General features: G+C 37.6%; 18 protein-coding genes. 2 read left to right on the top strand and 16 right to left on the bottom strand.

All coding sequences use genetic code 11. The annotated features are described in order from the left end of the window. Nucleotides 1–5: 5 nt before the first annotated feature. The 5 genes from BR30_RS0121685 to ftsZ all read right to left on the bottom strand — a co-directional run bounded on the left by BR30_RS0121685 (nt 6) and on the right by ftsZ (nt 5,947). A complete protein-coding gene (locus BR30_RS0121685) occupies nt 6–1,010 on the bottom strand; it encodes a GlgC family sugar phosphate nucleotidyltransferase (protein ID WP_442852986.1) in 1,005 nt (334 codons plus the stop codon). A gap of 43 nt (nt 1,011–1,053) precedes the next feature. Next, a complete protein-coding gene (locus tag BR30_RS0121680) occupies nt 1,054–2,184 on the bottom strand; it encodes a glucose-1-phosphate adenylyltransferase (protein ID WP_026566818.1) in 1,131 nt (376 codons plus the stop codon). After that, nucleotides 2,132–4,066 carry a 1,4-alpha-glucan branching enzyme gene (gene glgB, locus BR30_RS0121675; RefSeq protein ID WP_026566817.1) on the bottom strand — a complete coding sequence of 645 codons (1,935 nt, stop codon included), beginning with the start codon at nt 4,064–4,066 and terminating at the stop codon, nt 2,132–2,134. The genes BR30_RS0121680 and glgB overlap by 53 nt, the downstream gene beginning before the upstream one ends. Nucleotides 4,067–4,191: 125 nt before the next feature. Further along, nucleotides 4,192–4,458: a hypothetical protein gene (locus tag BR30_RS0121670; RefSeq protein ID WP_026566816.1), complete on the bottom strand. Its 267-nt coding sequence runs from the start codon at nt 4,456–4,458 to the stop codon at nt 4,192–4,194. 340 nt (nt 4,459–4,798) lie between these two features. Beyond that, a complete protein-coding gene (gene ftsZ / locus BR30_RS0121665; RefSeq protein ID WP_026566815.1) occupies nt 4,799–5,947 on the bottom strand; it encodes a cell division protein FtsZ in 1,149 nt (382 codons plus the stop codon). 838 nt (nt 5,948–6,785) lie between these two features. On the opposite strand from ftsZ, the gene BR30_RS35390 reads away from it, so the two are divergent. After that, nucleotides 6,786–7,340, top strand: coding sequence for a MerR family transcriptional regulator (locus BR30_RS35390; RefSeq protein ID WP_051633721.1), 555 nt, complete (start codon nt 6,786–6,788; stop codon nt 7,338–7,340). Nucleotides 7,341–7,696: 356 nt separating this feature from the next. Here the strand turns inward: BR30_RS35390 and BR30_RS0121655 are convergent, their stop codons facing one another. The 6 genes from BR30_RS0121655 to thrC all read right to left on the bottom strand — a co-directional run bounded on the left by BR30_RS0121655 (nt 7,697) and on the right by thrC (nt 12,680). Further along, on the bottom strand, nt 7,697–8,617 hold the full coding sequence (locus BR30_RS0121655) for a patatin-like phospholipase family protein (protein ID WP_026566814.1): 921 nt from the start codon (nt 8,615–8,617) through the stop codon (nt 7,697–7,699). 531 nt (nt 8,618–9,148) lie between these two features. Further along, nucleotides 9,149–9,307: a hypothetical protein gene (locus BR30_RS36885; RefSeq protein ID WP_155928762.1), complete on the bottom strand. Its 159-nt coding sequence runs from the start codon at nt 9,305–9,307 to the stop codon at nt 9,149–9,151. Nucleotides 9,308–9,411: 104 nt separating this feature from the next. Further along, nucleotides 9,412–9,588, bottom strand: a complete 177-nt coding sequence (sda, locus tag BR30_RS36140) for a sporulation histidine kinase inhibitor Sda (protein WP_081825532.1) — start codon at nt 9,586–9,588, stop codon at nt 9,412–9,414. Nucleotides 9,589–9,784: 196 nt separating this feature from the next. Beyond that, on the bottom strand, nt 9,785–10,444 hold the full coding sequence (locus BR30_RS0121640) for a hypothetical protein (protein WP_026566813.1): 660 nt from the start codon (nt 10,442–10,444) through the stop codon (nt 9,785–9,787). After that, entirely contained in the window at nt 10,441–10,878 is a 438-nt protein-coding gene (locus tag BR30_RS0121635) for a helix-turn-helix transcriptional regulator (RefSeq protein WP_026566812.1), read from the bottom strand. The genes BR30_RS0121640 and BR30_RS0121635 overlap by 4 nt, the downstream gene beginning before the upstream one ends. A 398-nt stretch (nt 10,879–11,276) precedes the next feature. Continuing rightward, a complete protein-coding gene (thrC, locus tag BR30_RS0121630; protein WP_026566811.1) occupies nt 11,277–12,680 on the bottom strand; it encodes a threonine synthase in 1,404 nt (467 codons plus the stop codon). 235 nt (nt 12,681–12,915) lie between these two features. Here thrC and BR30_RS0121625 point away from each other — a divergent pair, with 235 nt between their 5' ends. Beyond that, nucleotides 12,916–13,686, top strand: coding sequence for a hypothetical protein (locus BR30_RS0121625; RefSeq protein ID WP_231507763.1), 771 nt, complete (start codon nt 12,916–12,918; stop codon nt 13,684–13,686). A gap of 192 nt (nt 13,687–13,878) precedes the next feature. Here the strand turns inward: BR30_RS0121625 and BR30_RS0121620 are convergent, their stop codons facing one another. From BR30_RS0121620 to BR30_RS0121600, 5 genes are all read right to left on the bottom strand, one after another. After that, nucleotides 13,879–14,505, bottom strand: a complete 627-nt coding sequence (locus BR30_RS0121620; RefSeq protein WP_035445783.1) for a DNA-3-methyladenine glycosylase — start codon at nt 14,503–14,505, stop codon at nt 13,879–13,881. Between the two features lie 613 nt (nt 14,506–15,118). Continuing rightward, on the bottom strand, nt 15,119–16,252 hold the full coding sequence (locus tag BR30_RS0121615; RefSeq protein WP_026566808.1) for a glycerate kinase: 1,134 nt from the start codon (nt 16,250–16,252) through the stop codon (nt 15,119–15,121). A 199-nt stretch (nt 16,253–16,451) separates the two neighbouring features. Next, nucleotides 16,452–17,690 carry an L-2-hydroxyglutarate oxidase gene (lhgO, locus tag BR30_RS34240; RefSeq protein WP_035445782.1) on the bottom strand — a complete coding sequence of 413 codons (1,239 nt, stop codon included), beginning with the start codon at nt 17,688–17,690 and terminating at the stop codon, nt 16,452–16,454. A gap of 88 nt (nt 17,691–17,778) precedes the next feature. Beyond that, complete coding sequence (locus BR30_RS0121605; protein WP_026566807.1) at nt 17,779–19,197, bottom strand: NAD-dependent succinate-semialdehyde dehydrogenase; 1,419 nt, start codon at nt 19,195–19,197, stop codon at nt 17,779–17,781. Between the two features lie 86 nt (nt 19,198–19,283). Next, entirely contained in the window at nt 19,284–20,846 is a 1,563-nt protein-coding gene (locus BR30_RS0121600) for an acyl CoA:acetate/3-ketoacid CoA transferase (RefSeq protein ID WP_035445781.1), read from the bottom strand. Between the last annotated feature and the right edge of the window lie 51 nt (nt 20,847–20,897).

The following is a 20,897-nucleotide window of genomic DNA, read 5'->3' as shown; positions in this document are numbered from 1 at the left end:
TTTTCTCAACGCCCCTTTTGAACTGTTCCTTTTTCTACTAGATATGGTGTTTCTCTAGTTCCTACCAGTTGTACACCATTATCAATCTTAACATCCTTATCCAATATTACACCATCAATTACACAATTCTCTCCAATTTGACACTTCTGCATAATAATAGAATTACGAATCACAGCTCCTTTTCCAACTTTAACCGAACGGAAAAGGATACTATGCTCCACTTCTCCTTGAATAATGCATCCATTTGCGATCATCGAGTTCGTAACCTTTGCATCATTTTTATATTGCGTTGGCGGCTCATCCTTTACTTTCGTAAAGATTGGCTCATTCTTCGTAAAAACCTGCTTCCATACGGTTGGCTGCAGCAAATCCAAACTATTTTGATAATAGCTTTGGAGAGAGTCAATTATGGTAATGTAGCCAGACCATTCATACATATTAATTTTAAATTTATGGCGTTTATCATGCACAACATCAAAAATCGTGTAATATCCTTGATTTTTGTATTGTTCAAACAGAGAGAGTAATAAATTTTTGTCCAAAATGTATGTTTGCAGCGATTGCCCATTATGAAACACCTCGGTAATATCTGCTTCCGTTTCGATATGGTGATCTAATATTTTGCAAAAATCAATGGTTCCGATTATATTGCAATTGGTAATCACTACGTATTTTTGCTTACTTCGTAAGAAATAGGTAATATTTTTTGCAAAATGGGCAAAGGAACCAAATCGCTCGATTCTGGAAGTGCCCTCAGGGGAAAAGACAAACAGACCATCACGCTTTCTGTCCAGGTCCCATTGCTTACCAGATCCTAAATGATCTATCAGTGACCGAACTTCTTTTCCAGTAAAAATAGCTACATTCGTAATTCCTGAGTTCACCATATTTGATAACATAAAATCGACTAATCGATATCGTCCGGCAAACGGAAGTGATGCTAAAGAACGATGAGCAGTTAAGTTTTTAAACGTGTCAAACTCATTCGTTGCATTAATAATTCCAAGCATTGAACACGGCATAGAATCGCCCTTCCTTTTCTGTGGATTTTAACTAATCTTCATCCGCATATAACATGATGGCATCATTGTTCTTTGAGGGGCGAATAACGGCATTGTCCTCCACTGTCATTCCTGGAGCGATAATGGCCCGCTCTATCACCGCATTTTTTCCGACTCGGGCATTTGGCATGATTACAGAGTCATGTATTACACTTCCTTCTTCGACTGTAACTCCTTGGAACAAAACGGAATGCTTAACTGTCCCTTCTACAATACAGCCTTCATTAATTAATGACTCTTCGATATGAGCGGTTGGCGCAATATATTGTGGCGGTTGATTTGGATTAACAGAGGAAATTCTCCAATTCCGGTCATAAAGATCCAAGTCCGTTTCCTCTTTTAATAAATCCATATTGGCTTCCCACAAGCTACCAACAGTCCCAACATCCTTCCAGTAACCCTTGAATGGATAAGCCACGACCTTTTTCTTCTCTTCCAGTAAGAGAGGAATAATATCCTTGCCAAAATCATTGGATGATTCAGGATTTTTATCATCCATTTCTAAAAAGGTTCTTAACACCGGCCATTTAAAAATGTAAATTCCCATTGATGCTAAGTTACTTTTGGGATCTTTCGGTTTTTCCTCAAATTCAATAATGTCTAAATCCACATTTGTATTCATAATCCCAAAACGGCTAGCTTCCTCCCAAGGCACCTCAATGACAGAGATGGAAACATCTGCCTCCTTATCAATATGATACGCGAGCATTTTAGAATAATCCATTTTATAAATATGGTCACCTGAAAGAATAAGGACGTATTCTGGATTGTATTGTTTTAAATAATTTAAATTTTGATAGATCGCGTTTGCCGTACCTTTATACCACCTAAGACCTGCCGTTTCCGAATAGGGAGGTAAGACGGTAACGCCACCGTTATTGCGATCTAAATCCCATGCGCTTCCAATTCCGATATAGGTATGCAATACAAGGGGCAAATACTGAGTTAATACCCCAACTGTATCAATTCCTGAGTTTGTGCAGTTACTTAGTGGAAAATCAATAATTCGATATTTTCCACCGAATGAAACAGCCGGCTTTGCTTTATTTCTTGTTAGTGCACTCAATCGGCTACCTTGACCGCCTGCTAGCAGCATAGCTACGCACTGTTTTTTCTTTCCCATTGCTAAGACTCCCCTGTCTTGTTTTTATTGGTCGTAAGATGGATATACCAAAAGGCGGGATGGTCATTTCTAGATGACTCGGCTGGTTGTGAAACGGTTTTTCAACGGATTTGATTTTCTTTTTATTTATTTGTCCCGAGCCACCAAAGGAAACCGCATCACTATTAAAAATTTCATTGTAATATGCATAGGATGGAACCCCGACTTTGAAGTTTTCATATACGACCTCTGTAAAATTACAAACGATAATAAGAAGATCACTTTCTTTTTTTCCTTTTCTTATAAAAGAGAAAATACTTTGATCTTTGTTATTAGCATCAATCCACTCAAATCCTTCATTTGTATGATCAAGCTCCCACAGTGCTTTCGTACGTTTGTAGAACTGCATCAATTCTTTAAAGTAATCATTCAAAACGCGGTGCATCTCAAAATCGTGTAATACCCAATCTAAATCCTTTAAATCCTTCCATTCATCAAACTGACCAAATTCTCCGCCCATAAATAGGAGCTTTTTACCGGGGTGTGACATGAGAAACCCATATAATAAGCGTAGTTGGGCAAATTTTCGCCAATAATCGCCCGGCATTTTATTTAAAAGTGATTTTTTACCGTGTACAACTTCATCGTGTGAGAATGGTAAGACGAAGTTTTCAGAATACGCATAAATTAAGGAGAAGGTTACTTTATCATGCAAATACTTTCTGTCCCGAGGTTCCGCCTCCATATATTTCAAAATATCGTTCATCCAACCCATATTCCATTTATAGTTAAACCCTAAACCACCTTCATAGGCAGGTCCTGTGACAAGCGGCCAATCTGTCGAATCTTCTGCAATCATTAAGACGGTAGGATCGGTCTCAAAAACCACTTCATTCAGATTACGTAAGAAGGATACTGCGTATTCATTTTTTTGAAAAATCCCCCCAGCATTCCAGTACAGCATATTGGCAACCGCATCCACACGAAATCCATCGACGTGATAGTATTTCATCCAGAATAAGGCGTTAGAAATTAAGAAGCTTTTTACTTCACCTTTCCCCAAATCAAAATTCGCTGTTCCCCACACCTCGTTTTCTCGAACAAATACATCTTTATATTCATAGGTAGGCCGACCATCGAACATATATAAACCATGGGCATCCTTGCAGAAATGTCCAGGAACCCAATCAAGAATAACACCAATACCGTTTTGATGGCATTGGTCGATAAAATACATTAAATCGTGTGGACTGCCATATCGACTTGTTGAAGAATAGTATCCTGTTCCTTGATATCCCCAAGAACGATCATACGGATGTTCAACGAGAGGCATCATTTCAATATGTGTAAAATGATGCTCAAGAACGTATGGAATCAGTTCAGCAGCTAACTCTCTATATGTATAAAATCTTTCTGCATCCTTTTTTCTCCATGAACCTAAATGAACCTCGTATATGGCAAGGGGTGCTTCATAAACCCTTTTCTTTTTTTTATTTTTGAACCACTCCTGATCCTGCCACTCATATCCTTCAATATTATAAATAACAGAAGCTGTGTGTGGCCTGAGCTCTGAATAAAAGGCATAGGGATCTGCTTTTAAGAACCTATTTCCGGCGGCTGTATCTATTTGATACTTATAGTTTTCATTTTCTAGTAGGCCAGGTATAAATATGGACCATATTCCCTCATTATTTAGCTTAGACATTCCATGATTGCTGCCATCCCATTTATTGAAGTCTCCGACAACTTTAACTTCAATAGCATGAGGAGCCCAAACAGAGAAGCGAGTACCCTTTACCCCTTTTTGCGTTTCAAGATGAGCACCAAATACTTTGTAGCTCTCATACAAACTTCCCTCATGAAAAAGGTGTACTTCATAATCTGTAGGATGTGTTAAATTCACATTTTCACCTCTATCTTTCAATGTGTTGGCTCCCTTGTAGTTTTTCATAAACGAAGTGTTTAATGCATAACAAATAGAGTTTGTAATAAGATGAAAACGACTCCGAAAAATCAGAGTCGTCTTTGTTAATTATCGATATTTTTCAAGTAATAATTTAATACTTTTCTATACCGCCAAATATCTTTAGTTTCAACTGGGAATTCCTTAATGTCCCAATACGTTTGGTATTTCCTATGCGCAGTCAGTGTACCATCAGGATATTGCATAAACGTAAGTACTCCATTATTTTCTTCATCTTCTATGGCGATGTAGTGTTTAGAACCATCCCAGCTGGCCAAATCACCAAACCTCTCACAAAACTGCTCCACATTCGCTTTGCTTCGAATAATCATAACATTCACTCCCGCCTCTTTTTAATTTGATAGTATTATAACATACTAGAATGGTATTGCATTATTGCGAGAGTTATAAAAGTCATAAAAATTCGCAATATTCATTGGATTCAATCATAGAAATAGTACTGAAGTATTAATTCGTACTGTTCAAGCTTCAGGAGGGGAAATGAGCATGGTATTGGTAAGTAAACTGATTTTTTATAAGATTCGGTTTGTATGAAGCGTGGTATACTCGGGGAACTCTATACGGTAAACCATCCCATATTACTTCTAACTACAAAAAAATCCCCAGCTAGATAGACCATTATGATCTAACGCTAGGGGATTATTTATTTAATTAAAATCGTCTTTTTCGATTACGCAAGAACGCTGGAATATCTAGAGATTCTTCTTGCTGTTCCGAGTGTCTGTCATAATCTTGCATTGGTTCACTTCGGTGTATTGGATTACGTTGTACTCGTTGCTCCCTTTGATATGGATTGGGTATTTCTTCAATTGACGGCTGGGTAGCTGTTGGTACTATTATATCTTCTTTCTCAGTGAATCCGGTGGCAATAACCGTCACAATAATTTCTTCTACTAAGTTCTCGTTTATAACTGAACCAAAAATCATATTTAATTCCTCATGAGAAGCAGAAGCAACGATATCGGCTGCCTCCTGTACTTCAAAAAGACTTAAATTATTTCCCCCAGTTATGTTCATGATCACACCATGAGCACCATTAATCGAAGTTTCAAGTAACGGACTATTTAAAGCTTTCTGCGCAGCCTCAACAGCACGATCTTTACCTTTGGCAATCCCAATACCCATTAACGCAGTTCCCTTATGGGACATAACCGTCTTCACGTCAGCAAAATCTAGATTGATCAAACCTGGTACAGCAATTAAATCGGAAATTCCTTGAACACCCTGGCGTAGTACATTATCCGCTTCACGGAAAGCTTCAATCATCGGTGTCTTTTTATCTACAATCTCTAATAAGCGATCGTTGGGGATAATAATCAAGGTGTCTACCGCTTCCCTCATACCGCTAATTCCATTTTCTGCGTTAACTGCACGCTTCTTGCCTTCAAATTTAAACGGACGTGTTACAACCCCAATTGTCAGGGCACCAAGATTTCGGGCAATTTCAGCAATGGCAGGAGCTGCGCCTGTTCCTGTACCACCGCCCATTCCTGCTGTAACAAAAACCATATCTGCGCCTTCTAACACTTCCTTGATTTGCTGTTTACTTTCTTCCACTGCTCTTCTGCCTATTTCCGGATTTGCCCCTGCTCCCAAACCCCTTGTCAAGGCTGTACCGATTTGCATCGTGACGGCTGCTTTTGATTGATGAAGAGCTTGTGCATCGGTATTAACGGCAATAAATTCGACACCCTCAACGCCTTCTTCGATCATACGATTCACGGCGTTATTTCCCCCGCCGCCTACACCGATGACTTTAATCGTGGCGAGTTGGTCCATAGATGTATCAAATTCTAACATGTTCATTTCTCCTCTATAGTAATTTAGGTGGCAGGATATTTTCCTGTTGCTTTCCAATAATCGCAGACCAAAAATTTTTATCCTGATTGGAAAAAAAGGCGGCATTGTTGATTTAGTTGTAGTCTACTTAACTATAAATATATTGTCCAGTTAAGATACACCTATTTATGTGATTAAAAAATAGTAAAAAAAACACATCTTCAAATATTGAGAAGTGCCTGACCTTTTGTTTTTATTTAAAAGTAAAAAAAGGGAAACCCGTGTGATTTATTCACATGGTTTTCCCTTTTCATTCATATCTTTAGGCGATTATTATAATGAACAAGTCTGTCTAAATCTGCTGTCATTCTACGACACCTAATATAGTCCATTTTACGGCGTTTTTCGACTCTCATTCTCACTGCATGATGACGTCTGTAGTCTTCATAACCTACTCCATGGGCACTACGCATCGCTTTTTCCATTTCGCTCGTATAACTTAATTGTAAATGATTAATAACAAAATCATTCCTTTCAGTTTTTTTCACATGGCGAATTGTTCTTTAGGGTAGTTTTCATCTTATCATTGAATCCTAAGTCACACAAAGTCGAAAAAACGTTGTATTTTACTGTATAAAGGAATGTCATCCTAACTCAATAATATATCTCTGACATACTGACTTTTTTAGCCATATCCTTCCATATAATGCTTAACCTATAATTCTCATTGCTGATCATCAGCAACTGAATTGACTTTCAAATAGAGAAAACATCTATCTAGTTCAGAAGATTGATTTTCTAATTAAAAAAAGGAAATTCTCAGTGATTTATAGAAGTGTTAAATTGGAGGTGCAGTGTTATGACGGTCATATATTCACCTAGTGACGTACAGGAATTGCTTGGAATTGATGCGAGTACATTACGGAAGTATGCCTCTCTCTTGGAAGGACATGGCTATCAAGTTCAGCGCAATAATAGAGGACATAGAACATATTTTGAAAAAGATGTTATTTCACTCCGAAAGTTAATCGAATTCTGTAACAAAGAGGGTATGACGATGGATCGATCTGCCGAAGCAGTGATGACATGGGTCACTGAAGAATATAAACCGGTAACCCTTGAGGAAGTGGTGCCGTTACAGACAACTAATGATGGGGATTTTGAGCAGAATACTAACACTATTGAGCTATTGGATCGTATAGAACATTTGGAGCAAATAAACTTAGATTTAATCAAACTTTTGAAGGAGAAGGCCGTACGGGAAGCTAAGCAGGAAGAGAAAATTAGTCTAATTTGGAAGTATGTAGAACGTCAGGAGCAACTGGAGAAGGAACGAAGTAAAATGATTGATGAAGAAACAAGAAAACAAATCGCAGCCGCTGAGCAAAGGAAATGGTGGCAATGGTGGAAATGAGAAAAGCCGTGCTAAAGATAAGCATGGCTTATTTACACTCATTTATCGTCTCGTGTAATAGTTGCTCCCACTAATTACCGGTGAGGCGATTTTTTTACCTTCACGAGCATTACTCACTTCCACTAGTTACCGCTGAGATATTTTTTTACCTTCACGGGCATTAGTCGCCTTCACTAGTTACCGCTGAGGTGATTTTTTTACCTTTACGGGCATTAGTGGCCTTCACTAGTTACCGCTGAGGTGATTTTTTTACCTTTACGGGCATTAGTGGCTTCCACTAGTTACCGTTGAGGTGATTTTTTTACCTTCACGGGCATTAGTCGCTTCTACTGGTTACCCTTGGACTGATTTTTCAGCTATTTAGTCTTTAATCTTTGCATTCTTTTTATCTTATATTGTTCAAAATCCCACTTCGATAAAAATTCTTTTGTTGAAGCATAACCTGACATATAGAGAAAATCGATTTCATCCTGATTAAGTTCAAAATCAGTAGCGTTGATTTCACCAGTTGGAATTTGAATGGTCCGTTCAATCGTATCCTTGTTCAAATATCGTAAATCATGGGCTTGAATCATCGTTTTAATGATATTTTTAAAAAGGTGAAGCGGGGTTGGTATAACGGCGTCTATGTTCACTTTGTCTTTCACAAAACGGAAGCCGAACGTCGGAAACCGAGGGTTGTCTGTATCGAATATCCATATTGGGAAGTTACTAAGTAAGCCGCCATCTAAAATGTAAGATTTTTTACTGTCTTTTAATTTCCAAATAACTGGACGGTAGAAAAATGGCAGAGAGGCACTCATCATAACGGCGGTTGAAACTTTTAGATCAGCAGAAGTCATCCCATAGCGATCCAGATCATCTGGCAAAATAAGCATTTCCCCATTCGAAACATCAGAAGCGATTATCTTCAATTTATCTTTTGGAAGATCCGCAAATGTCTTAATCCCTTTTTCTGTAAGAAGCGAATCCAGCCATGTTTCCAAATAATCGTTTTTATAAATACCAAGATGAAACATTAGTTCTAATAAGGACCCAATAATAGGAATTCGATTCAAGTACGTCCTGCCTCGAAGCTTTGAAAAATCTAGTTTACTTAGATGATCTCTAATTTCATAGCTTTTATAACCGCTTGCCAAAAGAGCAGCGATGATAGCTCCCGCTGATGTTCCAGCCAATCTTTGCCATTCTACTTTTTCCTCTTCCATTGCATGAATCGCTCCAATAAAAGCAATTCCCCTAGCCCCACCACCTTCAAAAACAGCATCTGCCTTCAATTTTTTCCACCTCACAATTGATAATTTCATAGTATATCCTACATTTTTCATTGATAAGTAGGAATCATATGGTAATTAATACTCTGTAATAGTATCTTTATAGTATACTGACTGAGAATATACGTCGAAAGTCATATTTACCATTTCTTTTTACCTCATTCACTATTTTTAATAGTAAAATTGGACTTCCATGTCATAATAAAGTTCCATTCATTAAAAATAATCTTGATATTATTCAAAATCAGTAATAGCCGGGCAAGGCATCTCTATTAGCTATGACTCCTTGATTAAAAATGAACCTAAAGTGCTTAACTGAGATCTAAAACTCATCTTTTTAAAAATATTCATTCCAATCAATCCTCAGATGTCAATTTTTGGTATATCCAATCATATGACAAGCCATTTTCAGAAAAATCCAAGTTCCTTTTGGAATGTTTAAAAACGTTTTGTTGATATCCTTTATAATTAAAAGTGCCCATCCAAGTTTAAATGGATGGGCTTTTAAAACCTAATATTGCTTCATTTCTATTCTTAATCCGGCTTTGTTTTTGATTCTATAACTTGAACAAGTTCTTCAATAATATCGTTTAGTCTCATGATGCTGGTATCTTTTCTTAAAATGCTTGAGGTTTTATATATTAATGTTTTTTCTTGTTCACTCATAAATATAGTTTTTTCTTGTTCATTCATAAAAATCCCTCCACTTTTAATAGATATCAAAAAGTCTATTGAATCTTCTTAGGTGCAAGTAATCTATGATTGAAAAACATTTCACATATCTACGAGAAAAGTTTCTAATCTGAATTAATATACTGATTTAAAATTTTTCTATAATCATTTATGGGTGATGATTCATTAATAAATCGTGTGTTTAACTCATTAGCCAATAGCAGAACAAAGTCTTTGCAAAGATTTAACTTAATAGCAGAATCAAATGCTTCTAGCAATTGTTCAGTGCTAAGGTTATGCATACTTTTCTCACTCCACTTTACTCAATTACCTACTTTCAAGTAATAATATGAAGATGGAATACTCGGTTGTAAAATCGTTATTATTAAAAAAAAGCAGCTTGCCATGAAGGTAAAGCTGCTTTTTTGTGTGATATAGGTTATCTATTACCAAAGAAGGGCTCATCAGATAAAGAATGTTTTTTCTTTTAGATATGTACTATTTAATTGGAGCAACAAGTCCACGTACGCTATCTTCCAATTTATGAGCAATATCTTCATGAGTTTTTCTAGCTTGTTTTAAATAGTCGTCTGTGACAGATTCCCAAGCATTAAGTGCTTCATTTGTAGATTCGATGAATGACTCGCTATTTTGTTCAAAACGCTTCTCTGTACCTTCAATTAAATCAAAAGCTGAGTTAATTGGAGTTAAATAAAGCTCCTCTAATTTACTAGCTACTTCACTTACTTGACTTTTTAAAGATTCAGTCATTACTTGTGTAGATTCATTTCCGTTAATAACGTTGTATTGGAATATCCCTTTACGCAAATCGCCATTTATAGTCGTTACTTGTTCAAAAAGACCCTTTAAAGTATTGCGGTACACTCCATTGAACTTGGTTGTTTCTTTTATAGCCTTTAAGTAAAGATCTTGCTGTTGTTCTCTAAGTTCTCTAGTACGAGAAACTGCAGCTTCAAATTGCCCCCAAAAAATATCAATAAATGAATCCGTAACATAGCTTGTTTCGTTCTGCTTCTCTACTTTTAGAACTTCCACTTTTGGTACTTCTACTTTTGAAACTTCCACTTTTTTAACCTCTCCTTTTTTAACTTCCTTTTTTAGGACTTCTTCTTTTTGATCAATCACCTTTTGGCTCATCGTCGTTCCTCCTCATTTGTTTCGTTAATTTGTTTCGTTAATTTCTCTATTTTATCCTCCCTATGTAAAGGAGGAAGGTAGAGCTCAAGAAAACTAAAGTACATGTTGAAGAATTTATCGAGCATGGATTGGTATTGCTCGAGTTGTATTGCATGACCCTTTAAATACCCTTTACCAGTATCAGTTATTGAATAACTTCGTTTGGCAGGACCACTTCCATTTGTATGCCACTCTGATTGCACAAGATTGTCCTTCTCTAGTTGTCTCATTAAACGATACAAGTTACCTTGGTCAAGTGTGTGAAAACCGACAGCTTGAAGCTTTTGAATTAGTTCATAGCCATGAAGTGACATCCTACTAAGTAGCAATAATATAAATGGAAGGATAAAGTGCTTAGATGGAGTAACATTTTTTTCATTATTATTATTTGTCATGACTACACCTCAATAAAATTACTATAGGTGTATTTTACACATATGGGTCATATTTCGTCAATAGCCCAAAAACAAAAATATATAATGTTTATAATATTTATAAAATTAATAACAAATAAATTCTTGGCTATTAAAAACAGCTCTGTAACAATTGCTTATGAATAAGGGAGCTGCTGTTAACTCCCCTTTTCATAATATAGTGTAAAATACATGATAGTTATCTTTCTTTAAATATTAATTAATTAATTAATTAATTGTCGGAGGAAAACCTTTGGAGCAACTACAGTACATTTCAGAAATAAGAAAACAATAAAATTAAAGGTTCAATTATAAATGGAAGAAAAAAGCAACTACCATAAGTATGAGGTAGTTGCTTTTTATACTAAAATAAAAAGAGTTTATTTTGCTGAGAATTGAAAGAGCGTTTCTACTTGACGTACTACTTCGTCTTTATCCGCCTCAACCACTTTGAATTGCTGTGGTTTATTAAACAATTCACTTATTTGTTCAGGGAATGGCTGCTTAATATCACAACGTTCAATGGACTCATTAAATTTTGCAGGATGAGCAGTTGCAAGAGTGACACAAACCTCATTAGGTTTATTACACTTTTCGTATGCAGCAACCCCACATGCAGTATGTGGATCTAATAAATAACTCGTTTCATCATAATACTTACTAATGGTTTGCAAGCATTCTTCTCCATCAACCCCATGTGCCGCAAAATCCTCTTTCACCTGGTGGAGCAGTTCCTCGTTCACGACGATTTTTCCTTCTGTCTTGAATTTCTCCATTAAGGCAGACACTTCGATTGGATTTTCATCAAGCAAGTAGTACAAATAACGTTCAAAATTGCTTGCTACTTGGATATCCATAGAAGGACTATAGGTGCTGCGGAACTCACCTGGCTTATACACACCATCACGGATAAACCCTTCTAAAATATTATTTTCGTTTGTCGCCACAATGAGTTTACCAACTGGCAGACCCATTTTCTTGGCAAGATAACCAGCAAAGATATCTCCGAAATTACCTGTTGGTACACTAAAGTTAACATTTTTTACATCGCTCTCTTTTGTCACTTGGAAATAGGCATAGAAATAATAAACTGTCTGCGCTAAAATACGAACAAAGTTGATGGAATTAATGGCACGCAGGTGATATTTAGTTTTTAGCTCTACATCTGCAAACAATTCCTTGATAATTCTTTGACCATCATCAAACGTCCCTTTAATAGCCAAATTCAATACACTTTGGTCATCAATAGTCGTCATTTGTAATTCTTGCACCTTACTTACTTTACCGTGGGGATGCAAAATACAAATGCGAATACCTTCTTTTCCTCTTACTCCTTCAATGGCTGATGCACCAGTATCTCCCGAAGTTGCACCAATAATATGAATCGTTTCACCAGTCTTCTTTGAAACATAGGAATATAGGTTTCCTAAGAATTGCAGAGCAATATCTTTAAAAGCAAAGGTCGGGCCATGGAAAAGTTCTAATACATACATATTATCCTTCAGCTTTTGTACCGGTGTTACCTCTGGGTGACGGAAGGTAGCATAGCTTTTCTCGATTAACGACTTTAGCTCATTGTTTGGAATTTCACCATCAACATAATAAGAAAAGATTTCGTAAGCTAATTCTTGATAAGTAAGTTTTGACATTGCTTCTAACTTTTCTGCAGGAATTTGTGGGATCTTCTCTGGTACTAATAATCCCCCATCATTAGCTAATCCCATTAAGACTGTATCGATAAAACCAATTTTATTTACGCTTCCGCGTGTACTAACAAAGTTCATAGTTTTCCTCCATGGTATATAAGTTTTAAGATTTTTTTAAGCGGGAGACTCTTTGTGTCGCATTAATATATAAAATTTATTGTAACATAATTGAGCGAATAGTCTATAAATTGTCGTTTTTGTAAGCGTTTTTATCTCATTTACATGTTTCGATAGTAGATTTCCTCATAATTTAGGAGGAATCATCACATTTCATAAGAAAGTGACGATGAAAACTCAACATACTCATAAAGGAATGAGAAGATACTTATTGAATTATACAACTACAAGGAAAAAAACTTGTACAAATCGGAAAGGTTGTGAGTTTATGAGACTTTCAGATGTGCATCCCAAGAAAAACTTCAGCTACATCTTCGTTCAATTTCCAGGAATGAAAATGAATGTCCCTACTCTCTCGAACAGTGAGGGAAAGGCGGTGAAAGAAGATGTTGCTTTATGTGTCCAATTAAACAACAAAGAAAAGGTTAATGATGTATACCTTGTACGCACACAGAGTATCAAACCTTTTGACTTTACAGATGAAGGAATTGGCGCAAAAGCAGCTTATCGTGTCATTAAGGAAAAAGAAAACTCTCAAGACTCACACACGAAACAACCTGAAGAATTCGTCACGTTAATCACAGAAGAAGTTGAAATTCTCCAAAAGAAAACCAAAACCGGTTACAACTTCATTTTGGTGGTTAATAATCGAGAAATCGGAATAGTAGCTTCGATGGAAGTAGAAGTTTGCCAAACCGAGAAAGAACCATCACTACTAACTGAAAAAGTGAAAGAGCATGTCACTATGAACACAATTGACAAGAAAAATAAGACTGCCTTCGAAAGAGATGAGAAAAAGCGAATAACCAAGGGAGGTAAAGCTTTTCAGGATAGGGAGGTTTTTGAGCCAATCCGAATTCCTTTGGAGGCCGTTAAAAGAAAAGTTATAGTTTTTTCTCCTGCCGCATTAGATTTTATCGGTCCGGGTGATCAGAACCAAACCATTTCTATGACGAGGGGGTGTTGACCAGGATTGTAGTCTTAGAAAAACTTCATACTCGTAAAATCGAAACAAAAGGATTAAATGGATAATCCTTTTCGATAAATAAACTTTAGGAAAGGAAGAATAATTGGCTATAAGCCTAATTCTTACTAAGGAAAACTAAACGAATCCATTTATTATAGGGACTTAACCAACGAGTTAAGTCCTCTTTACTTTTCAGACAATTACATAGTCAGATTTTTGATGCCGAGAAACATATTGATTATTCGTCACCCAGAATCGCCATGGATAATCCCGGGCTTCACCAGATTTATCAATTCCAATCCTTTTGCCGACGGATATAGTTTCCGGACAAAAGCCCTTCGCGATATATAACGGTGGAAGCGTGAGGAGGCAGCCATAGTCCTCCATGGTAATGCCTAATGATTTTGACAGATTGCCAGGGCCATTTGTCAGACTTGGCAAATCTTCCTTACCTCTTCTCTTTTTCATTAATTCGAGACCGTATCGAGGTTCAAGGGCGCGGACCAAAACGGCTTCAGGATGTTCTTCACCGCCACTGACCACATTGAAAAGGCAGTGTGTATGCATTAAATAAGTATAAACAAGTCCTGAACGTTGGAACATAACCTCTGTTCTTCGCGTCCTCCTATTATTGTAGCTGTGTGCAGCCCTATCGCCAGGACCTATGTATGCCTCTGTTTCAACAATATATCCTGCCGACATTCCCTCATTCGTTTCTTTTACAAGGAGGCATCCAAGCAATGCCTTTGCCAGTTCAAGGGTGGGCTGAACATAAAAATCCTCGGGTAATGGTACGATTTCTTTTTTAGAATCTCCCACTTTTTTCCCTCCACAAAAAATGAATTTCTTAAGAACTATGGACAAAAAACAAAAAAACAAAGAAATAAACAACACCTCTGAAATCAGTATACTAAAATGGAAAGCAGACTACGTTCTTAAAGAATTTTACCTACTTTTTAGAACTCAGCCAATTCAATTTTTTCTTGTTTATGAATGATTTACAACTGATATTTTACCTAATAGAAAAGTTTACTTGGACTTTTTATGAAGGATGAAATGTTTTCCATTGTGCTGTTTTTCCGAATAACTTCAGAACAGAAGCGGTTAATTTGTCCCAACCTAATCTTAGGTATTCACTCTATTTTGGGTTTCCCTATTTATTTATGCAAAAAAAATCCACCATTCATACAATACTTGGTGGATTGGACATAAAATCAAATTCCGTCGTAATAGTCTATGTAATATTCAGAAAAATACTGGTGATTCCGCACTTTCAACTCAAGTTTAAACAGTCGGAAAAACATAACTGAAAAATCTCCGAGACTGTTGGTATGATGCATTTGGTTGACGGGGAAAAGTGGGAATTAAACAACCAGTCCCCTTGCAAGCAGATCTCGGGCAAATTTTAAGACTGCCAACACCTGAATAATAACTATTTATAGTAGCTAATTATTCTTATAATTGCTTCCGTCCGTTCAGTAATCCATGCCGCCGATTTTTTCATGGATTCATTTAAGGAACAAGGTCCGGGAACAATTGAAAATGCAGAAAGAATGCCCAGTTCATTAAACTTGGTTGGTTCTATTTCTACTCCTCCACATATGACAATGACAGGTACTTGATGTTTTCTTGCAATTTTGCTTACCCCTGAAATTACCTTCCCCGATATTGTTTGTGCATCAAGCTTTCCTTCACCTGTAATAATCAGGTCAGCACCTATAATTTGCCCATCAAAGTCAACTTCTTTCATAATAACATCAACACCAGACTGGACGGAAGCTCCTAGAAATGCAATAAGTGCTGCCCCCATGCCACCAGCAGCACCACCTCCTGGATACCTCTTAATATCAACACCTTTTTGTTTATACACAATGTCCGCAAAATGACTTAGCGCATCGTCAAGGTGTTTAACCATTTCAGGTGATGCACCTTTTTGAGGGCCAAATACCACAGATGCTCCTTCCTTTCCGCAAAGCTTATTTATTACATCACTTGCAATGGTAAAATTCGACTCGACTATCCGAGGGTCGAGCCCTGATTCATCGAAAAATGATAAATCGGAGAGAAATCCCCCACCTTCTGTTAATATATTTCCATTTTTATCAAAAAGCTTTAATCCTAGAGCCGTTAGCATTCCAGTGCCACAGTCATTCGTTGCACTACCACCTAAACCAATGATGAATCTCCGGTAACCTGCATCTAGTGCATGTTTTATTAATTGGCCTGTGCCAAAACTTGTAGCAATATACGGATTTCTTTCCTCGGGTTCAACAAGGGGAAGACCAGAAGCTTGAGCCATTTCAACTACAACTGTTTCCCCATCTCCCAATATTCCATATGCAGCAATAACCTCTTTCCCCATTGGTCCTTTTACTTTTATTCGCATTAAGGTACCATTTGATGAATAAATCATATTTTCCAGTGTTCCTTCACCACCATCAGCAAGCGGTACAGCCTTTATTTCCGCATCTGGAAATACACGGAGGATTCCCTCTTTTATCGCAAAACAAATATCCCCAGCAGAAATAGAGCCTTTGAATGAATCTGGAGCAATCACCACTTTCATAAACATCCCTACTTATCTAGTTTTTTTAATCCTAATAAAAAGCGACAGGAACGTATTATATTCAAGACACAGTCCTCCTACAACAAGTTCATGTTCATAACTCATTTCTTTTGCGAGTTTCATTGCTTTATCTAAGAACTCAATGGAAATTTATAAGCAATCTTCAATAATGTTTGTAAGTGGAACGATATCATTTCTTTTAATTTCTATATTCTCCAGGAGATTCATATGCTAATTGTTCTGCCCGAGGAAACTGCTCACTTATTTTTGCAACTATTGCATTACCTATTTGAATAGATGCAGTAGCCGCAGGCGATGGTGCATTACATACGTGAATCGAATTTCTACCAGAAACAATATGAAAATCATCCACCAGCGTTCCATCTGATTTTAATGCTTGAGCTCTTACACCAGCAGGGGCCGTCTCTAAATCTGAAGCACTGATTTCCGGGATGAGTTGCTGAAGACTCCTGACGAAAGCTGATTTACTAAAGGACCGAACCATTTCTTCTAAACCATTTTTCCAGTATTTTGATGCAATTTTCCAAAATCCTGGGTAGGTCATGACTTCTATAAAATCTTGCATAGCAAAATCAGTCTTAAAATAGCCTTCTCTTTTTAAGCTAAGAACTGCATTAGGTCCTGCATCCACTCTACCGTCAATCATACGTGTAAAATGCACGCCTAAAAAGGGAAAATTAGGATTTGGAACGGGATATATAAGATTTTTTACAAGGCACCGCTTTTCAGGTTTCAGTTCATAATATTCCCCACGAAACGGGATAATTTTTATATCTGTTTCTACTTTTTCCAGTTTCGCCATTCGGTCACTCTGAAGTCCAGCACAATTGATCAAAAAATGAGTCCTAAATGAACCACGATTACTCTCAACTTCTATTCCATCTGCCTTATTCACAATGTTCTCTACCTTAGTATTAAGAAGTAATTCACCACCATTTTTCTCAATAATGGAAGCAAAGGCTCCTGCAACCTGTTTATAATTGACAATCCCTGCATTAGCGACACGAATAGCTGCCAACCCGTTGACGTGTGGTTCAATTTCTTTAAGTTCACTAGGCCCAATTTTTTTTATATTTAGGCCATTTTGTAATCCACGTTGAAATAGATTTTCTAATAAAGGAAGTTCTGCCGGTTTTGTCGCAACAATGACTTTGCCGCAAATTTCATGCTGAATATTATAAGTTTTACAAAAATTAACCATAGCCTGACTTCCTTCACGTGCAAATCTGGCTTTATAACTGCCTGGTTTATAATAGATTCCAGAGTGAATAACTCCACTATTGTGTCCAGTCTGATGACTAGCCCAAACTTTTTCTTTTTCTAAAATTAGAATTTTCGCCTTGGGATAATATCGACTTAAAGCCATCCCCGTGGATAAACCAACGATCCCACCGCCTACTATTGTAAAATCATACACGATTATCCCTCTTTTATTTAGAGTTAATTTAGTTAATATGATAGCTAATAGAGTAAAGGCTCCCATGCCTTTACTCTATTTTTTTCTCCTAAAAACTCATTGATATAAATTTGTCTTCTAAGTATTCGTCCAAGCCCTGATGTCCGCCTTCCCGGCCAATCCCACTCTCTTTAAATCCTCCAAACGGCGCTTGAGGTACTGCGGGTACGGCATCATTCATGCCGATGATGCCAAATTCTAAAGCCTCAGAAACTCTGATTGCACGACCAATGTTTTGTGTATAAAAATAGGCAGCTAAACCATAAACTGTATTGTTTGCATGCTGAATTACTTCTTCCTCTGTTTCAAATGGAATAATGGGAGCAACAGGACCGAAAGTTTCCTCATTCGTTATAAGCATGTCTGTATTAACTTCAGAGATAACGGTAGGTTCATAGAATAAACCATCAGACAAGTCTCCTCCAAGCCTTTGTCCACCACAAAGAATTCTTGCCCCTTTACTTATGGCATCCTCCACGTGTTCCTCTACCTTTACAAGACCAGCAAGGCTTACTAGCGGTCCTACTTGAACATTCGGCTGAATGCTATTTCCGACCTTTAGAGATTGAACTTTCTCCACGAAAATTTCAGAGAATCTATCAATTACGGACTTTTGAACATAGATTCGATTCGCACAAACACACGTCTGTCCTGTATTTCTAAATTTGCTAGCAACTGCACCTGCAGCAGCAGCCTCTAAATCAGCATCTTCAAAAACAATGAAAGGCGCATGACCACCAAGCTCTAGTGATAATCGCTTTAATTGGTTCGCAGATTTAGAAACAAGTAATTTTCCTATGTCAGTAGATCCAGTGAAAGAAATTTTTCGTACCACTGGATTTTCGAATATCTCATCTGAAATAGGCTCGGCATCGCCTGTTACGACATTGACTACTCCACGGGGTATACCCGCTAATTCAACCAATTTACAGAATGCTATTGCACTGATAGGTGATTGTTTTGCAGGCTTTACAATTCCAGTACAACCGGCTGCCATCGCAGGTCCTAATTTCCTGGTCATCATAGCCAATGGGAAATTCCAAGGCGTAATAGCCGCAACCACGCCCACTGGCTGACGAATGACCATTAATCTTTTATGAGCAGCAGATGCAGGAATGGTTTCGCCATAAATCCTGCGGCCTTCCTCGGCAAACCATTCTAAGAAACTAGCAGCATATACTACTTCTCCCTGTGCTTCAGTGAATGGTTTTCCCATTTCTAAACTCATAATTTCTGCAAGCTGGTCCTTATGTTCATGCATTAGATCCCGTAATTTTAATAAGTATTTTGCACGTTCATTGGCTGTTAACTTTGACCAAGATTTAAATGCATCTTCGGCGGCTGCTATAGCTAGTTTCGTCTCTTGTCGTCCGCCATTCGGAACAAGGGCGACAACTTTGCCCGTAGACGGATTCGTGACAGCGAATGTTTTTCCATTACCCGATATCCATTCGCCATTCACAAACATTTTTAATTCGTCTAAATCAATTAAACTAACTGTTATCTCCACGCTAGTTTCCTCCTAATTTTATTTGAAACCATTTGTTTTCAAAATTAACGAGTTTTAAATGACATTCTTTCTTTACCGAAAATTTTCATGTCCATCACCTTTAGATTCTGGTGGATGGTTGGCATAAATTCCATTTGAGCTAAAACATCCTTTTCTAAATCTATTCCTGGGGCAATTTCTTTTAAAACAAGTCCGTCCGTTGTCAATTCAAATACAGCTCTTTCGGTAACATAGATAATTTCTTTATGGAGTTTTGAAGCATATTCACCGCTAAACGTAATTTGGTTTACTTCAGCTTTGAATTTTTTTATATTCCCTTCTTTTACAATGTTTAGCCGGCCATCAATTATTTCAGCGTGAAAACCGCCTCCAGTAAATGTGGTGCAGAAAACGACTTTTTTTGCAGGTTGGGTTATATCGATAAAGCCGCCACAACCTGTTATTCGATTACCGAACTTGCTCACATTCACATTGCCCAGCCGATCCACTTCTGCGGCACCCATAAAAGTGATATCTACCCCTGTTCCATGGTAATAATCAAACAAGTATTCATGGTCTATAATGGCCGTGGCATTTTGAGCAATCCCAAATTGATTTGCTCCTAGGGGGATTCCGCCTATGACTCCGGACTCAAGTGTAAGCACAACACCGGATTGAAGTTGCTCTTCATGAAGAATCGGCCCAATAACATCACCTGGAATCCCAATTCCTATATTCGCTACAGAAAATGCTGGCATTTCTTGGACAGCTCTTCTTCCAATTATTTTCCGTATACTCAATGGAAGATTTTCCAGCCTTCGCGATGGGACCCGTGTATTGCCACTAAAAACTGGATGATATGCTGTACTAGGGATCTGCCTGTGATCATTTTCTGGTTTGTCAACAACATTCACATAATCTATAAGATATCCGGGTACCACAACATCTTTTGGGTGCAACGTTTCTTTCCTTGCTAAGTATTTTACCTGAGCCACAACTACCCCGCCATGTGCTCTTGCCGCTTGAGCAGCTGAAAGCACCTCAAGCTTTAGTGCTTCTTCCTCAGATGTTAAGTTACCTTCCTCATCGACTGTTGTTCCCCTGATAAAGACAAAGTCAAAAGGGATAGATTTATAGAGTAAAAACTCTTCCTCTTCAATCGTAACAAGTTTCACAAGATCTTCTTTTCCCATCGTACGCTCGTTAAACTTCCCGCCTTCTTTCCTCGGGTCTACAAAGGTGCCGAGCCCAATTCTTGAAAGTTGTCCGGGCAGACCGCTGGCCATTGCCCTGAACAAATGTGTAAGCTGTCCCTGTGGAAAACAGTAGGCTTCGATTTTATTTTCCTCAATAAGAAGTTTCATTTTAGGAGCTAATCCCCAATGACCACCTATGACACGACTAATCAAGCCTTCCTCTGCTATATATTCGATGCCATTCGATTTATCCGACTGACCAGCTGCATGGAAAACCGTTAAGTCACGAGGATGTCCCGATCGTAAGAAAGAGTCACGGATCCCCTTTAATATATTGTCACATTGCCCCATTCCCCCAAATCCGGCAAGAGCAATGGTGCTTCCATCAGGAATGCTTTGAGCAATTTCTTCAGGATTCTTAAACACAGCCATAATTTTATCCCCTTTATGCCAGACTTCAAAAATGTAAGATTTGATCTTTCA

It is taken from the genome of Bacillus sp. UNC41MFS5 (assembly GCF_000686805.1).
Note: the sequence above shows the minus strand (reverse complement) of the source record. Positions and strands in the feature narration are given on the sequence as shown.

Coding starts and splice junctions, on each gene's coding strand:
- BR30_RS0121685 (WP_442852986.1), bottom strand. CDS start 1,010: ATGCTTGGAATTATTAATGCAACGAATGAGTTTGACACGTTTAAAAAC.
- BR30_RS0121680 (WP_026566818.1), bottom strand. CDS start 2,184: ATGGGAAAGAAAAAACAGTGCGTAGCTATGCTGCTAGCAGGCGGTCAA.
- BR30_RS0121670 (WP_026566816.1), bottom strand. CDS start 4,458: ATGATTATTCGAAGCAAAGCGAATGTGGAGCAGTTTTGTGAGAGGTTT.
- ftsZ (WP_026566815.1), bottom strand. CDS start 5,947: ATGTTAGAATTTGATACATCTATGGACCAACTCGCCACGATTAAAGTC.
- BR30_RS35390 (WP_051633721.1), top strand. CDS start 6,786: ATGACGGTCATATATTCACCTAGTGACGTACAGGAATTGCTTGGAATT.
- BR30_RS36885 (WP_155928762.1), bottom strand. CDS start 9,307: ATGAATGAACAAGAAAAAACTATATTTATGAGTGAACAAGAAAAAACA.
- sda (WP_081825532.1), bottom strand. CDS start 9,588: ATGCATAACCTTAGCACTGAACAATTGCTAGAAGCATTTGATTCTGCT.
- BR30_RS0121640 (WP_026566813.1), bottom strand. CDS start 10,444: ATGAGCCAAAAGGTGATTGATCAAAAAGAAGAAGTCCTAAAAAAGGAA.
- BR30_RS0121635 (WP_026566812.1), bottom strand. CDS start 10,878: ATGACAAATAATAATAATGAAAAAAATGTTACTCCATCTAAGCACTTT.
- thrC (WP_026566811.1), bottom strand. CDS start 12,680: ATGAACTTTGTTAGTACACGCGGAAGCGTAAATAAAATTGGTTTTATC.
- BR30_RS0121625 (WP_231507763.1), top strand. CDS start 12,916: ATGAGAAGATACTTATTGAATTATACAACTACAAGGAAAAAAACTTGT.
- BR30_RS0121615 (WP_026566808.1), bottom strand. CDS start 16,252: ATGAAAGTGGTGATTGCTCCAGATTCATTCAAAGGCTCTATTTCTGCT.
- BR30_RS0121605 (WP_026566807.1), bottom strand. CDS start 19,197: ATGTTTGTGAATGGCGAATGGATATCGGGTAATGGAAAAACATTCGCT.
- BR30_RS0121600 (WP_035445781.1), bottom strand. CDS start 20,846: ATGGCTGTGTTTAAGAATCCTGAAGAAATTGCTCAAAGCATTCCTGAT.